The organism is Cognatiyoonia koreensis (assembly GCF_900109295.1).
GTDB lineage: Bacteria > Pseudomonadota > Alphaproteobacteria > Rhodobacterales > Rhodobacteraceae > Cognatiyoonia > Cognatiyoonia koreensis.
The window spans coordinates 748,244-762,820 of record NZ_FOIZ01000001.1 but is presented as its reverse complement, the minus strand read 5'-3'; the positions used below and the strand labels follow the sequence as shown (position 1 = coordinate 762,820).

The 14,577-nt window shown below is 57.6% G+C and carries 19 protein-coding genes; 12 read left to right on the top strand and 7 right to left on the bottom strand.

The genetic code is table 11. The features are described from left to right. Window positions 1-28 precede the first annotated feature (28 nt). Complete coding sequence (locus tag BMY44_RS03775; RefSeq protein ID WP_089990457.1) at window positions 29-367, top strand: P-II family nitrogen regulator; 339 nt, start codon at window positions 29-31, stop codon at window positions 365-367. A gap of 33 nt (window positions 368-400) precedes the next feature. Then, entirely contained in the window at window positions 401-1,807 is a 1,407-nt protein-coding gene (glnA, locus tag BMY44_RS03770; RefSeq protein WP_089990455.1) for a type I glutamate--ammonia ligase, read from the top strand. Between the two features lie 102 nt (window positions 1,808-1,909). Here the strand turns inward: glnA and BMY44_RS03765 are convergent, their stop codons facing one another. Further along, entirely contained in the window at window positions 1,910-2,614 is a 705-nt protein-coding gene (locus tag BMY44_RS03765) for a heme-dependent oxidative N-demethylase family protein (protein WP_242650477.1), read from the bottom strand. A gap of 100 nt (window positions 2,615-2,714) precedes the next feature. Here BMY44_RS03765 and dddP point away from each other — a divergent pair, with 100 nt between their 5' ends. Beyond that, on the top strand, window positions 2,715-4,058 hold the full coding sequence (gene dddP, locus BMY44_RS03760) for a dimethylsulfonioproprionate lyase DddP (protein WP_089990453.1): 1,344 nt from the start codon (window positions 2,715-2,717) through the stop codon (window positions 4,056-4,058). Window positions 4,059-4,147: 89 nt separating this feature from the next. Beyond that, entirely contained in the window at window positions 4,148-5,338 is a 1,191-nt protein-coding gene (locus BMY44_RS03755) for a bifunctional alpha/beta hydrolase/OsmC family protein (RefSeq protein ID WP_089990451.1), read from the top strand. Between the two features lie 98 nt (window positions 5,339-5,436). Here the strand turns inward: BMY44_RS03755 and BMY44_RS03750 are convergent, their stop codons facing one another. The 3 genes from BMY44_RS03750 to BMY44_RS03740 all read right to left on the bottom strand — a co-directional run bounded on the left by BMY44_RS03750 (window position 5,437) and on the right by BMY44_RS03740 (window position 6,844). Continuing rightward, window positions 5,437-6,036 carry a biotin transporter BioY gene (locus BMY44_RS03750; protein ID WP_089990449.1) on the bottom strand — a complete coding sequence of 200 codons (600 nt, stop codon included), beginning with the start codon at window positions 6,034-6,036 and terminating at the stop codon, window positions 5,437-5,439. Between the two features lie 65 nt (window positions 6,037-6,101). Beyond that, entirely contained in the window at window positions 6,102-6,512 is a 411-nt protein-coding gene (locus tag BMY44_RS03745) for a DUF6314 family protein (protein ID WP_089990446.1), read from the bottom strand. Then, window positions 6,512-6,844 (bottom strand): hypothetical protein, encoded by a 333-nt coding sequence (locus BMY44_RS03740; protein ID WP_089990443.1) that lies wholly within the window; start codon window positions 6,842-6,844, stop codon window positions 6,512-6,514. Before BMY44_RS03740 ends, BMY44_RS03745 begins: the two co-directional genes overlap by 1 nt. Window positions 6,845-6,924: 80 nt before the next feature. On the opposite strand from BMY44_RS03740, the gene purB reads away from it, so the two are divergent. Both purB and BMY44_RS18065 read left to right on the top strand, forming a co-directional pair. After that, window positions 6,925-8,226 (top strand): adenylosuccinate lyase, encoded by a 1,302-nt coding sequence (gene purB, locus BMY44_RS03735; protein WP_089990441.1) that lies wholly within the window; start codon window positions 6,925-6,927, stop codon window positions 8,224-8,226. 85 nt (window positions 8,227-8,311) lie between these two features. Next, complete coding sequence (locus BMY44_RS18065; RefSeq protein WP_110521941.1) at window positions 8,312-8,479, top strand: adenylosuccinate lyase; 168 nt, start codon at window positions 8,312-8,314, stop codon at window positions 8,477-8,479. A gap of 56 nt (window positions 8,480-8,535) precedes the next feature. On the opposite strand, the gene BMY44_RS03730 is transcribed toward BMY44_RS18065, so the two are convergent. Together BMY44_RS03730 and BMY44_RS03725 are read right to left on the bottom strand one after the other, a co-directional pair. Beyond that, the gene (locus tag BMY44_RS03730; RefSeq protein WP_089990438.1) at window positions 8,536-9,189 is read right to left on the bottom strand and encodes an acyl-homoserine-lactone synthase; all 654 of its coding nucleotides are present in this window, start codon (window positions 9,187-9,189) and stop codon (window positions 8,536-8,538) included. 125 nt (window positions 9,190-9,314) lie between these two features. After that, on the bottom strand, window positions 9,315-9,923 hold the full coding sequence (locus BMY44_RS03725; protein ID WP_089990435.1) for a helix-turn-helix transcriptional regulator: 609 nt from the start codon (window positions 9,921-9,923) through the stop codon (window positions 9,315-9,317). Between the two features lie 138 nt (window positions 9,924-10,061). Between BMY44_RS03725 and BMY44_RS03720 the strand changes: the two genes are divergently transcribed. The 6 genes from BMY44_RS03720 to BMY44_RS03695 all read left to right on the top strand — a co-directional run bounded on the left by BMY44_RS03720 (window position 10,062) and on the right by BMY44_RS03695 (window position 13,880). Continuing rightward, complete coding sequence (locus BMY44_RS03720) at window positions 10,062-10,556, top strand: autoinducer binding domain-containing protein (protein ID WP_089990432.1); 495 nt, start codon at window positions 10,062-10,064, stop codon at window positions 10,554-10,556. A 34-nt stretch (window positions 10,557-10,590) separates the two neighbouring features. Next, on the top strand, window positions 10,591-11,649 hold the full coding sequence (locus tag BMY44_RS03715) for a FliG C-terminal domain-containing protein (protein ID WP_089990430.1): 1,059 nt from the start codon (window positions 10,591-10,593) through the stop codon (window positions 11,647-11,649). A 96-nt stretch (window positions 11,650-11,745) separates the two neighbouring features. Beyond that, window positions 11,746-12,051 carry an SH3-like domain-containing protein gene (locus BMY44_RS18445; protein WP_089994484.1) on the top strand — a complete coding sequence of 102 codons (306 nt, stop codon included), beginning with the start codon at window positions 11,746-11,748 and terminating at the stop codon, window positions 12,049-12,051. Continuing rightward, entirely contained in the window at window positions 12,044-12,316 is a 273-nt protein-coding gene (locus BMY44_RS18440) for an SH3-like domain-containing protein (protein WP_165611778.1), read from the top strand. Before BMY44_RS18445 ends, BMY44_RS18440 begins: the two co-directional genes overlap by 8 nt. Then, window positions 12,316-12,954: a nitrile hydratase subunit alpha gene (gene nthA / locus BMY44_RS03700; protein ID WP_089990424.1), complete on the top strand. Its 639-nt coding sequence runs from the start codon at window positions 12,316-12,318 to the stop codon at window positions 12,952-12,954. Before BMY44_RS18440 ends, nthA begins: the two co-directional genes overlap by 1 nt. A 14-nt stretch (window positions 12,955-12,968) precedes the next feature. Beyond that, window positions 12,969-13,880 (top strand): lysophospholipid acyltransferase family protein, encoded by a 912-nt coding sequence (locus BMY44_RS03695; RefSeq protein ID WP_089990421.1) that lies wholly within the window; start codon window positions 12,969-12,971, stop codon window positions 13,878-13,880. On the opposite strand, the gene BMY44_RS03690 is transcribed toward BMY44_RS03695, so the two are convergent. Further along, window positions 13,852-14,553, bottom strand: coding sequence for a DUF1223 domain-containing protein (locus BMY44_RS03690; RefSeq protein ID WP_089990419.1), 702 nt, complete (start codon window positions 14,551-14,553; stop codon window positions 13,852-13,854). The two genes, BMY44_RS03695 and BMY44_RS03690, sit on opposite strands and share 29 nt — an antisense overlap. Window positions 14,554-14,577: the final 24 nt, after the last annotated feature.

Here is a 14,577-nt window from a genome sequence, read left to right as displayed (position 1 = left end):
AACCAACGCATCAAGGGGAGTCGCGCACGTGAAAAAGATTGAAGCGATCATCAAGCCATTCAAACTGGACGAAGTGAAAGAGGCTCTTCAGGATGTCGGCGTTCAGGGCCTTTCGGTCATCGAAGTCAAAGGCTTTGGCCGTCAGAAGGGACATACCGAGCTTTACCGCGGTGCGGAATACGTCGTTGATTTCCTGCCCAAGGTCAAAATCGAAATCGTGCTGGCCGACGATCAGGTCGACGCTGCCGTCACCGCGATCATTGAAGCCGCCAAAACAGACAAGATCGGTGACGGCAAGATTTTCGTCTCGCCCGTCGAACAAGCCATTCGCATTCGGACCGGCGAGTCCGGCGAAGACGCACTGTAATCAAACCCATATCGAAACAAGGGGATCCAGTTCATGGACAACAAAGCTGTTCTCAAGCTCATCAAGGATGAAGAGGTCGAATACGTCGATATCCGCTTCACCGACCCACGCGGTAAACTCCAGCACGTGACGGTTGTCGCTGATCTGGTCGACGAAGACTTCCTTGAAGAAGGCTTCATGTTCGACGGATCTTCGATCGCTGGCTGGAAGTCGATCGACCAGTCCGACATGAAACTGATGCCGCAGTCCGAAAGCGCATATCTCGATCCGTTCTATGCAGAACGTACGATATGTATTCACTGTAATGTTGTCGAACCTGACACCGGCGAAGCCTATGATCGCGATCCGCGCGGCACGGCCGTCAAGGCAGAGGCCTATCTGAAATCCTCCGGTATCGGCGATACGGCATACTTTGGCCCCGAAGCCGAATTCTTCATCTTTGACGATGTGCGTTTCCAGGTTGCCATGAACAAGGTGGCATTCGAAGTGGATGCAATGGATGGTGCCTGGAACACAGACGCCGAATACGAAATGGGCAACACAGGCCATCGTCCAGGTATCAAAGGCGGCTATTTTCCGGTGAACCCGATTGACGATGCACAGGACATGCGTGGCGAAATGCTTTCCACCATGAAACGCATGGGCATGAAGGTCGACAAGCACCACCACGAAGTGGCGTCTTGCCAGCACGAACTGGGTTTGATCTTTGGTACGCTGACGCATCAGGCGGACGAGATCCAGAAATACAAATACGTGATCCACAACGTTGCACAGGCCTACGGCAAATCCGCGACATTCATGCCAAAGCCGATCGCAGGCGACAACGGTACCGGCATGCACGTAAACATGTCCGTCTGGAAAGACGGCAAGCCACTGTTTGCAGGCGACAAATATGCCGACCTGTCACAGGAAGCCTTGTACTTTATCGGTGGTATCCTGAAGCACGCCAAAGCGCTGAACGCGATCACAAACCCGTCGACAAACAGCTACAAGCGTCTGATCCCAGGCTTTGAAGCCCCCGTGCTGCGCGCCTACTCCGCTCGCAACCGCTCTGGCTGCGTGCGTATTCCTTGGGCCGAATCCCCGAAGGCAAAGCGCGTCGAAGCCCGCTTCCCGGACCCTGCCGCGAACCCATACCTTGCGTTCTCTGCGCTGTTGATGGCTGGCCTTGACGGCATCAAGAACAAGATCGACCCGGGCCCGTCATCGGACAAGGACCTCTACGATCTGCCACCAGAAGAACTGGCTGCGATCCCGACTGTCTGCGGCTCCTTGCGCGAAGCGCTCGAAGCACTCGAAGCCGATCACGACTTCCTGCTGGCCGGCGACGTTTTCACCAAGGACCAGTTGCAAGGCTACATGGAGCTGAAGTGGGAAGAAGTCTACGAGTACGAGCACTGCCCACACCCTGTGGAGTACAAGCTCTACTACAGCTGCTAGTTACAAGCGGGTTTACGCCCACGCAAAAAACCAGACAAAGGGCATCCTCAGGGGTGCCCTTTTTGCATGGGAAATTGACTACCTTGCAAATGGCCGCCGCCTTTATCGCCGCACAACGGTCGTATGGATTGCAAAGACGACGGCTTGCGTGTGCGGCAACCGAAACAGCGTTTGACGCTCGCTGCGTTCAAACGGGCTGACAGCCGAACCGACTGGACGAGGGTCAGCCTCCTTGTGAGGCTGAAAAAGGGCCGGGTTATCGTAGTTCAACAGGTTTGCCCGCCAGATAGGGCGCGCTGCTTGCACCCCATCGAACAAGCGCTGCACCCGCCGTGCGACGTCGCTCGTATAACGTTGAACGGGGGCGTGGATGTCCAGCAAAGGACGCCCGATCTTTTCCGACAGGGTCCAGCCTGCAGGAAAACACAGCGTCGCAGCTGTCAGGACGTGACGATCACCACGCTTTTGCAAAATGCACAGATCCTCTTGCAGCAGTCGGGCCAGAAGGTCCGGTTCACCGCGTGAAACGATGACGCCATCCGGTCGCTCTATCGTATCTGCCTGCACGTCAAAATCAGGACGCGCCTTAAGCAGATCCAAGACATGTGCGTCCAATTCTGCCAATGCAGCTTTTGTGCCGGGAAGAGCAGCCACCACCGCGCTACGTTTGCCGGACAGCAGACGCGATTTCTCGGCCATCTGTGTAGCGTAGGCTGCATCTACTGTTATCCAATCCGGGGTTGCGCAGGGCGTCACCCCCGGCATCGCTGCTTCTGCCCTCGCGCGCTGTTCTTGCGGTATTTGCACCCACTTGCCCCCTCGTCAGGTTCATCCGGACCGTTTTTTGTCGATTTCAGACCGGATTTGCCGCCCGTTTCGGCGTCACAATGAATCAACGGAGGCACACATGAATACCCACTATCGCGACACGCGCAAGATTGATCCGACCAAAGGTCCGCTGCTGCCCGACGGCACACCCAACGACAATGACAGGCTGGAAATCGGCCCGACGCAGCGCGCATTCAAAGAGTGGGAAGAAGCGGGATTGACCCTGCCAAACCTCGACAACATGCGTGCCTACAGACACCAACGGCTGGTGGATGCGATCAATCAGCGCGGGTGGGGTGGCGTGTTGATGTTCGACCCCCTAAACATTCGCTATGCCACCGATACGACGAACATGCAGCTTTGGAACACGCACAATCCGTTTCGCGCCTGTCTGGTTTGCGCAGATGGCTACATGGTGCTTTGGGATTACAAGAACGCGCCGTTCCTTGCAGACTACAACCCGCTGGTGCGCGAAAGCCGCTCTGGCGCGTCGATGTTCTATTTTTCTGTTGGCGACAAAGCCGAAAACGCAGCGGACAGCTTTACCAGCGGGGTGCTGGACCTGCTGCGCGAACATGCGGGCGATAACAAGAAACTTGGCGTGGATAAGATCATGGTCGTAGGCCTGCGCAGTCTTGAAGCGCGCGGCATAACAGTGATGGAAGGCGAGGAACTGACCGAACATGCCCGCTCGGTCAAAGGCCCCGACGAAATCCTCGCCATGCGCTGCGCGTCCCATGCTTGCGAAGCTTCCTGTCAGGCGATGGAAGATTTCGCGCGCGCCGAGGTGCCGAACGGAAATGTCAGCGAGGACGACATTTGGGCAGTTCTGCATGCCGAAAACATCAAACGCGGCGGCGAATGGATTGAAACGCGGTTGCTGTCATCCGGCCCGCGCACGAACCCATGGTTTCAGGAGTGCGGCCCGCGCATTGTGCAGAACAACGAAATCGTCGCCTTCGACACCGATCTGATTGGCGCTTATGGCATCTGCATCGACATCTCGCGGACATGGTGGATCGGCGATCAGAAACCCCGTCAGGACATGATCGATGCGATGAACCTTGGCATCGAACACATCCAGACAAACATGCAGATGCTGAAACCGGGCGTGACCATCCCGGAACTGACTGCGGGCTGCCACGTACTGCCCGAAATTTTTCAGGACCTGAAATATGGCTGCCTGATCCATGGCGTTGGCCTGTGCGACGAATGGCCGATGGTGGCCTACCCTGACAAGGCAGTGCCCGGTGCATTCGATCATCCGCTTCTGCCCGGCATGACGCTTTGCGTCGAAGCACTGATCAGCCCCAAGGGCGGTGACTTTTCAATCAAGCTTGAAGATCAGGTGCTGATCACCGAGGACGGGTTTGAAAACCTGACAAAATACCCCTTTGATCCGCGCCTGACGGGACATTACTGATTTTCACCACTGCGTGACGCCGTGCAACTTTGGTTGCACGGGCCAAGCTTCCGGCGCACCTAGGGCGCATCACAAGAACGGAGCACGCCATGCCCACCGAAAAATTTCCCTTTACGGGCCACGCCGGCCACACACTTGCCGGCCGCCTCGAACGGCCCGCCGGTCCACATCTTGCAACAGCGCTGTTTGCACATTGCTTCACCTGTTCGAAAGATATCAGCGCGGCCCGCCGGATCGCGACCCGCCTCGCGGCCATGGGAATCGCGGTGCTACGGTTCGATTTCACAGGGCTCGGCGCATCGGACGGTGATTTCGCGGACACAAGCTTCACCTCGAACGTCGAGGATTTGACCGCGGCGGCAGCGGCTCTTGACGCAGCAGGCATGGCTCCGTCGCTGCTGATCGGCCATTCTCTTGGAGGGGCCGCCGTATTGAAAGCAGCGGCAGACATGCCGGAAATCAAAGGCGTCGTGACGATCGGGGCCCCGTTCGATCCGGCGCATGTCACACATAATTTCGCGGATGCATTGCCCGAGATCGAAAAGTCGGGGAAGGCCGAAGTCTCGCTTGCCGGACGTCCATTCACCATTGGCAAGTCATTCGTGGATGACGTCAGCAAAGCGTCCCTGACCGAGGCCATCGGAAAACTCCGCGCCGCCCTGCTTGTACTTCACGCCCCGCGCGATCAGACGGTTGGAATCGAAAACGCGACCCAGATCTACACTGCGGCAAAGCATCCAAAAAGCTTCGTCACGCTGGACGGTGCCGACCATTTGGTCAGCGACGCGACAGACGCAGCCTACGCCGCCGACACCATCGCAACATGGGCAATGCGCTATCTGGACCTGCCTGAACCCGAGGTGCGCGGAAGCGTGCCTGAAGGCATCCTGCGCGTGACAGAAGCTGACCCGAGCGGCTTTCTCCAAGACGTTCAATCCGGCCCGCATCATGTACTTGCCGATGAACCTGCATCCGTGGGCGGCACCAATCAGGGCCTGACCCCTTATGGTTTCCTCTCTGCGGCACTTGGCACCTGCACATCGATGACGCTGCGAATGTATGCGCGCCGAAAAGGCTGGACGGTCACAGGGATCAGCGTCGATGTGAGCCATGCAAAATCCCATGCAGACGGACAGCGGATCGATAACTTTACCCGTGTGATTGCGCTGAGTGGAGAGCTGGATGCAGACCAAAAGGCGAAACTGCTGGAAATCGCGGACAAATGCCCGGTACATAAGACGCTCGAAAGCGGCGCACATGTGACGACGCGACTGGCCTGATGCGGCGTGGCTGATACCTTAATTGCGTTGTTACAATGCAAAAAAGAAAAGGCGCAGCCAGTGGCTGCGCCTTTCGATCGTTGATTTAGTGTCGCCAATCAGGCGCGCGCGTTACCGAAAAGCTTCCAAAGCCCCGGTACGATCAGCGCGGCAAGCACCAGTTTGAGCGCATCACCCAGCAGGAACGGTGTCAGGCCCCACGCGAGGATCGGCTGATCCCAACCATAAAGCTGCCCCAACCAAGCCAGACCAGGTGCATAAATCAGGATGTTGCCGACAAGCATCGCTGCACCCATCAACAGGATCGAACGGTCCCATCCGGCACGGGCCGCGAACCCGAGCGCTAGCGTGGCCAAGACGTATCCGACAAGATAACCGCCTGTGCCACCCATCATATAGGTCAGGCCGTATGCTTCTGCAGATGAACCGGCGAACACGTCAAGCCCCAGCGCTCCAAGGATCATGTAACCCATGATTGTCGCAAACCCGAGCCGGGGGCCATAGGCCGCACCGATTGTCAGGACGGCGAATGTACCCATCGTGATTGGTACGGGCCACATCGGAATCTTGACCTTTGCGAAAATTGCCAGCGCAGCAATGCCCAGCACAACCATGGCGACCTGCTTGATACGCAGTGCTGCGCCCTCGGTTGGGCCAAAGATCTCTGTCAGGACTTTATCGTTCATCGTGAGGGCCATCGGCACTCTCCCCTATATCTTCTTTGCTCCATAAGTGCCTTAGCAATGCTGCAACTGCAAGACTGTTAGCGACAATAGCGTGATCGAGAAGTGTAATCCTTGCGCGGACCAACCACCGTCCAAATGGCCGTCCACTCAGGCCATGCGCTGAAATCATAGGTGACACGATAAAGGTCGTTCCCGCAGGGATGTTCCGTGCCCGCGACGCAGCCTTCTGGGACAAAACGGTGAAACGGCTGACCGTCCGCAAAGGTAACGTTCACGTCCTCGCCCGTAAAGGTCCAGCGATAACGCCGCGTTGCCGTCATCGGCTGCCCATCTCCAATCCGAATCTGGCCGTCTTCGCGATAGTGCATCGTGTTCCCGGACCCGGTCAGTTCTGCCGTACCATCGAAAGTACCCGCCTGCCCCAGCAGTTTGTCGTCGATTTGTCGAGACAGCTGCCACCGTCCTTCAAAGTCACCAGCGGTCAGCATCACTTCCGATAGGTCCCGACACTTTCGGTCCGATCCGGGCTGATGAACTTCACCGCACTCTCGTTGAGCTCGATATAATAGCAGGTCCATCCATCGGACGGCGGCCACTGGCTGCAGTACTGCCCATCACGCGCGGCCCAGCGACCTTCACTGAATCGTTCGGTGATGTATTGCGTGCTGCCATCCGCGCCGAACTGCTGGCGGGTATAAGCGTCATAGATCAATGTGCGGCCCGCCAAAGCACCATAGATCGCGTCATCAGTGATCAACGGCGACCAATCTTCAGCGGCGACCGGACCGGCCATCAGTGTCAGCATCGCAATGAACCGCATCAATCCCTCCTTGAGGCTGCAAGTTGACCCCTTTATGACGCCCTTGAACGTGCTGCCCAATCACAAAAAGGTGCCCCAAGATGATCCCACGCTATTCCCGCCCCGAAATGACCGAAATCTGGGAACCAGCCACCAAGTTCAAAATCTGGTACGAAATAGAAGCACACGCCTGCGATGCGATGGCAGATCTCGGGGTCATCCCGCGCGAAAATGCAGAAGCAGTCTGGAAAGCTAAGGACGTCGAATTTGATGTCGCACGCATCGACGAAATCGAAGCGGTCACGAAACACGACGTGATCGCCTTTCTGACCCATCTTGCGGAAATCATCGGCCATGACGAAGCCCGCTTTGTACATCAGGGCATGACGTCTTCGGACGTGCTGGATACCACGCTGAATGTGCAACTGGTGCGCGCAGCCGACATCCTGCTGGCGGATATGGACCGTGTCCTTGCAGCCCTGAAAAAGCGGGCAATGGAACACAAGATGACCGTGCGCATCGGGCGCAGCCACGGCATCCACGCGGAACCCACCACCATGGGCCTGACGTTCGCACGGTTTTATGCGGAGATGGATCGCGGCCGGCAACGTCTAATCAATGCACGAGCAGAAATCGCAACCGGTGCAATCAGCGGCGCAGTCGGGACATTCGCAAACATTGACCCCAAGGTCGAAGCACACGTCTGCGCAAAGATGGGACTGAGCCCCGAACCCATCAGTACACAGGTTATTCCCCGCGACCGGCACGCGATGTTCTTTGCAACCCTCGGCGTCATCGCCTCATCGATGGAAAACATCGCGACAGAAGTGCGCCATATGCAGCGCACCGAAGTGCTGGAAGCCGAAGAATTCTTTTCCAAGGGCCAAAAGGGGTCCAGCGCGATGCCCCACAAACGCAACCCCGTGCTGACGGAAAATCTGACCGGTCTGGCGCGCCTTGTGCGCATGTCCGTCACTCCGGCCATGGAGAACGTCACGCTTTGGCATGAACGCGATATCTCCCACTCGTCAGTGGAACGCGCAATCGGTCCGGATACGACCGTGACACTGGATTTCGCACTGAACCGGCTGGCGGGGATGATCGAAAAGCTGGTCATCTATCCTGACAACATGCTGGCGAACATGAACAAGTTCCGCGGTCTGGTGATGTCGCAACGGGTTTTGCTTGCGCTGACACAGGCTGGCGTTAGCCGCGAAGACAGCTACAAGCTGGTCCAGCGCAACGCGATGAAGGTCTGGGAAGAAGGCAAGGACTTCCAGACAGAACTGCTCGCCGACGCTGACGTGTGCGCCGCGCTCTCAGAAGATGAAATCAAGGAAAAGTTCGATCTTGGCTATCATACAAAGCACGTGGACACGATTTTTGAACGGGTCTTTGGCTGATCTGCCAGTTTGCCGCACTTCTGTGGCGTGACTTTACGTCAACCCGTGCTATCGTTTCCCTATCGACAACAGTAAGGAGGCGAAGATGAAGTTGAAGACGACAATTGCAGCCACCATTCTGGCACTGATGCCCGGCCTTGCCTCTGCATACGCATGCAACAGCGCCGCAAAGACGGACACCGCGTCCATGTCTTGCGCCGAAGGCATGGTGCTTGATGCTGCGACAAATACCTGCGTGGTGGCCACAGGCTAAGCCCCGCAAACCCTGCCAGGTATGCGGCGTCCGCCATCGCGGACGCCGCATTTGTTTTAGGCGACCGATGGCGCGTGCAGCGGCTGTGGCTGTGGGCGATGGGTTGCCTGCGGGACGGACGGCAGACCGCGCGCTGCTGGCATGCTCAACACCGCATAGCGACGCCCGTCGTGACCGTTCTTGTACGGCTCGCCGATCCGCTCTGCGCCAAATCCAAGCTGACGCAGCGCACGCATCAATGCGAGCGGCGACAAGGACATAAGCGATATTGCGCCTTGCTGTGCCGCGACATCGACAAGGCCTCCGACAATCAGGGACAAGCATGTGCTGCGTTCGGCATGGGTCTTGACGTCATGGGACATCACAAGCCGGGTGCATTCCCAGACGTCGGGCTGGGCGATGTCTTCGCCTAGTACTTCCGGTGGAATATCAATCAGTTTGCCTTTGACAGCATCGCGCAGCATGTAGGTGTGGGATCCCCACTTGGCGGTGGTTGACATCGCACGCGCGCCGCCAATCACTTCGCCATCACGCAAGACAAGGGAATACCAGGCCTTGGGGTTATCGTATTGATCCATCTCGACCGTGTCGTCATGCGGGATATCCCAGCCAAGCTCATCTACGAAGAACTGTTTTCTCAGACCAAGAAAGTCGTAGAAAGCAGTGCCATAGAGATGAATTTGAGACAAATTGAAGGTAATATTTTCCATTGGTACACTCTCCTTTAAGGTGCGGTTACATTAACACCGCAACCCAAGAGTGTCTTCCGATCATGCACAACCGGGTTGCGTCGGTTCACCAACGCGCGAGTGGCACCGTGGGGTGCAAAAAACTTTTAGATAATGCCGTGTTGGGCCGCGATGGCAGCAGCCTGCGTACTCGTCTTGGCTTCGAGTTTTGACTTGGCGTTCTTCAGCCGCTGTTTAACGGCCCCTTCGGATACGCCCAGGTCATGCGCGATCTCTTTCAACCGCTTGCCGTTCTTGACCATGCCGAGTGCCTGGATCTCGGCTTCGGTCAGATTGCTGGGCGGTTCCATTTCGGCGTGGCGCCGCTGCAGATAGGCCTGCAACAGCTTGATTTCGAGCTCGGTATACTCGCGATCCTGCCGTGCAAACGATCCGAAGGACCGCTGGCCTTCCTTGTTGCCGTCAAAAACGGCAATCGCGGCACCATAGCGCAACCCAAACGTTTGTGCCTGCTTCATGACGCCACGCGGATCGTCTGATTCCATCTCGCTCCAGCGGATGTAACCGGTGTTGGCATGGACCCAGCGAATCACCGGATCAAACAGCATCAACCGGTTCTGCGTGTAGTGCTGGACCCAGTCCCGAGGCAGGTTGTTCACCTCCTCGACAGGGAACGCAAAACCGACGCGAAGGGCAATATAATAACCCCCCGGAGCGATTTCAGCGATTTCTTCAAGTCCTAGCAGTGACGCCATCGATATAACCTTAGTCAAGGGTATTTCGATTTACCCTGTCACTCCGTTTGCATAACAACTACGTATTAACGAGTAACGATTAAAGTATAGTATTGAGAGAGCAACCGCATTGGCAACCTAAAAGCGAGTAGGCCGAGTATGTCCAGCCCAAACAACGTCATTGGAGAGCTTCGGCAACTTCAATCCAATGCCCCCGCCGGTTTCGCTCTTGCTTTCCATATCGATTATACCCGCCCGACGTTTTTGTTCCAGACCTATCCTGACGCATGGATCAGCGAATACTCTGAAAAAGGGTTGGTAATGTCCGATCCGACTGTGCTGTGGGCATTTGAAAACGAAGGCTGCCGGCGTTGGTCGGAATTGACGGAACACGACGGTGCCGGCGTTCTGGATATGGCGGCAAAGTACGGCCTTCAGTTCGGGGCAACCTGCGCTGTTGAAGCCGGAAACACCCGTAGCATGTGCAGTTTCGCGCGTTCCGATCGTGAATATACGGACGCCGAATGCCAGTCACTTCTCGAAAGCATTGCATTTCTGCATGACGCCACAAGAGGCATGACAGCCCTTCCGGAACACCTCTCGAAAGAGTTTGCAGAAATGGGCATTCGGGTCTCGCAACCGGGCGGAAAATAACCGTTTCTTCAGGCTTGCACAGTATGGCTATGCCATGCAGCAGAACACCTCCACCGCCCCAAAAACTGACAAGCCGGTCTTGTCATTGTCACGTCGTCGCAAGGCCGCCTTGATCGTCCAATTGATGATCGGTGATGGCGGAAAACTCGCCTTGTCCAGCCTGCCAGAACACCTCCAGGAATTACTGGCGCACGAACTTGGCGCGATCCGGCTGGTGGATCGTGATACCGTGAACGCAGTCGCCGATGAATTTGCAGACCTGCTCGGGGCGATCGGGCTATCAGCCCCAGGTGAAGCGGGCGCAGCGCTTGACGCACTATCCGCGCATCTCTCCCCTGCCCTTGCTGGCCGTCTGCGGGCACAACTCGGCGGACCGCGCAACACTGATCCATGGGTGCAGCTTGCGGGGCTCGACGTCGAAGAACTGACACCAATCATGCAGTCCGAAAGTGCTGAGGTCAGTGCCGTGATCTTGTCGAAACTTCCGGTCGGAAAGGCCGCTGCGGTTCTTGGCGCGCTCCCCGGCGAACTTGCCCGCCGGATTACCTTTGCTGTGTCGCGTACAGCTGACATCGCTCCGGATACGGTCAACCGGATCGGCGCTGCACTTGTTCGGGCCTATTGCACGGTCAAAGTGTCGGCCTTCGAAAAACCACCCGTCGACCGGGTCGGCGCGATCCTCAATTCCAGTCCCGCCGCAACGCGCGACGCGATGCTCGAAGGTTTGGACACGGCCGATGAAGGATTTGCAAAAGGCGTGCGCAAGGCAATCTTTACGTTTGCAGACATCCCGACACGGCTGGTTGCAACAGATGTGCCTGCCTGCATTCGCGGTGTCGATCCAGACCAACTAACGCTTGGGATCGCCGCAGCGCTCGGCCAGCCGGGGCCGCTGCAGGACGCGGCGGAATTCATCCTCTCTAACATCTCGCAGCGCATGGCCGGGCAAATGCGCGAAGATGCCGCTGAAAAAGGCACCGTCAAATCCAGCGTCGGCGAAGAGGCAATGAACGCAATCACCGCATCCATTCGCGATCTGGCCGACAGCGGCGCACTCACGCTCATCGACCCCGATGCAGAGGATGACGACTAGGTAACAATTCCTGCTCTGGACACGACCGAGGACCACGCCTAGCCTGCAGCTATGGCACATGATGCACCACCTTTCGTCGGAAGACGCTGGCACGACATGGGCGGCGAACTGGCCGGCCCGGTCCCGCAAGAAGACCATGATTTCGCCCTTTGGGAAAAGCGCGTCGATGCCCTGATGATCCTCTGCTCCGGCAAGGGATATTTCACAGTCGACGGCCTGCGCCGCGTCCTTGAAGACATGGGCGAAGACGCGTTTGAAACCATGTCCTACTACGAACGATGGATCGCGTCGATCAACCAGAACCTTATCGAAGCGGGTGCCTACACGACTGCCGAACTCGGCGCAAAAATGACCGAAGTGAAAGCCCGCGGCACAACCTATGGCGAGGCGACAGATGAGTGAGCGTCAGACCGTCCGCGTCCGCAAGGACATGCCACCGGGCCATGTGCGCACTCCCGCCTACCTGCGCGGCAAGACCGGTACGGTCGAACGCGTTCTCGGGCCTTTCCCGAACCCCGAAGAACTCGCATATAGGCAAAAGGGCACGCCGCTGCCACTCTACCGCGTGCGGTTTCGGCTGGGCGACCTTTGGGCCGCAGCGGACTCGCCCGATGACACGCTCGAAGCCGAAATCTATGCCCACTGGCTGGAACAAGTCACACACTGATGCCGCATGACCATCACGACACGCTTTCGCCGTCCGGACATCCATTTCGTCCGGATAACGACGCACCGCTGACCTATTGGCAGACCATGGAAATCGCTATCCGCGAGCTCCTGATCGAAAAAGGGGTCGTGACCGCAGCAGACATCAACAGCCAAATTGATGCCATGGATGCGCGCAGCCCGGCGCATGGCGCAACAGTTGTCGCCCGGTACTGGACCGATCCGGACTTCGCAAAAGCCTTGCTCGCCGATGCGTCCGCGGCGACAGCCCAAATGGGCTTTGACATCGGCCCGATGAAACTGATCGCGCTGCCCAACAGCCCGACATTACACAACATCGTCGTTTGCACCTTGTGTTCGTGCTATCCGCGCAACCTGCTTGGTCTGCCACCCGATTGGTACAAGTCCCGCGCATACCGCTCGCGCACCGTGCGCGAACCCCGCAAGGTACTTGCGGAATTTGGGGTCACACTGCCACCTGACGTCGAAGTGCGGGTGCACGACAGCACTGCAGACATGCGTTATATCGTGATCCCGAACCAGCCCGCCGGGACCGACGGCTGGTCAGCCGATGACCTCGCAACACTTGTCACCCGCGATTCCATGATCGGCACGGGTCTTCCCAAACCGCCCGGCTGACCGTATCAGACCCCATGGCAGAGGATGAGATCATCGGAACAAGGGCGGACTGGCTGGCCGACAAGGCGCTGCGCGGGCTGATCGCCTCTGTCATGGCCCTGCCGTACAGATCTCGCGTGCCCATGATGGGCAGCGCATTGCGACACGCCATCGGACCACTTGCTGGATACAGGCGACGCGCGGAAGAAAACCTCGCCCTCGTCTATCCGGATATGGGTGTGCTCGACCGGCGCCGCATCGCGGGTATGGTCTGCGACAACTTCGGCCGCACATTGATCGAAAACTATTCCCACAAAGACTTTGCTGCACATCTGACCGAAACACCGGCAAAGGGTGAAGGGCTTGATGCCATCGCCGAAAACAAAGGACGTCCGGTCATCTTCGTGACAGGACACTACGGCAACCACGAAGCGCCCCGTCAGGTTCTGACCCGGCTTGGTTATGTCATCGGCGGGCTTTATCGCAAAATGGCAAACCCCTATTTCAACGCGCATTACGCACCAACGATGACAAGCTGGGGCGGCCCCGTCTTTGAACAGGGTGGTGCCGGTACAATCGGATTTGCACGGCATATCAAGGGCGGTGGGATGGGCACGCTGCTGTTCGATGTGCATCAGGACAAAGGCACGCCACTTGATTTCCTAGGACTTCCGGCGCGTACGGCATTGTCCGCTGCCGAGATCGCGCTGAAATTCGATGCACTTCTGATCCCCTATTTCGGAATCCGGCACCCAGATGGCGTGGGTTTCGACGTGATCGTGGAAAGCCCTATTCCGCACAGTTCAGCGACTATGATGATGCAACAAGCAACGGACCGGCTTGCAGACAGGATCAGCGAAGATCCCGCGCAGTGGTTCTGGGTTCATCGCCGCTGGAAAACCCGCAAACGCGAAGTGATCAACGCAGCTGCGCCGCCCCCAGAATAGGCCCGTTGGTGCCGTCCTGCACGATGACCACAATCGGGTCTTCGCCTTCGACAACGGCTTGCAGACTCAAGGGGGCTGACGTGTCCCAGACAGTCGCCACTTCCCAGGAATAGACAACATTCACATAGGCCATGGTCCGACCGGCGTTCTCGCCTTTGGTGATGTTGCGAGTGATTTCAGGCACGTAGCGCACAAGCTGCACAACTGCGTCGCCACGCGTGTTCTGAACGGTTTCAGCATCAATGGTCAGTGTATCGCCCGAACGGGACATAGTGATGTCAACCGGATCTGGCCGCGCATTGTGGGCCACGATCTGGTCCATAACCTCCATCGGGCGCGATCCGATGACATGATCCATGCCGCCGATCACCATTTGCGGCGTGTAGATCGTCCGCGCACCCGCAGCCTCAGCGAATGCCTGCTGCCGCGCGGTGAAGGCTGGGTTCGCCAGATCATCGACCCAGCCGATATAGTCCCAGTAATCCACATGCAGCGCCAAGGGGATGACATCATCACGACTGGCAAGTTCCTTCAGCATGTCATCCGCCGGTGGGCAAGACGAACAACCTTGTGATGTATAAAGCTCGATCACGGTTCCCGTTGTCTGTTCCGCCACGGCAGCGCCGCCCGCAAGGCTTGCGGCGAAAACGAGTGCTGAGATCATTTGGCGCATGAAAGAATCCGTCGTTCTGTGGTC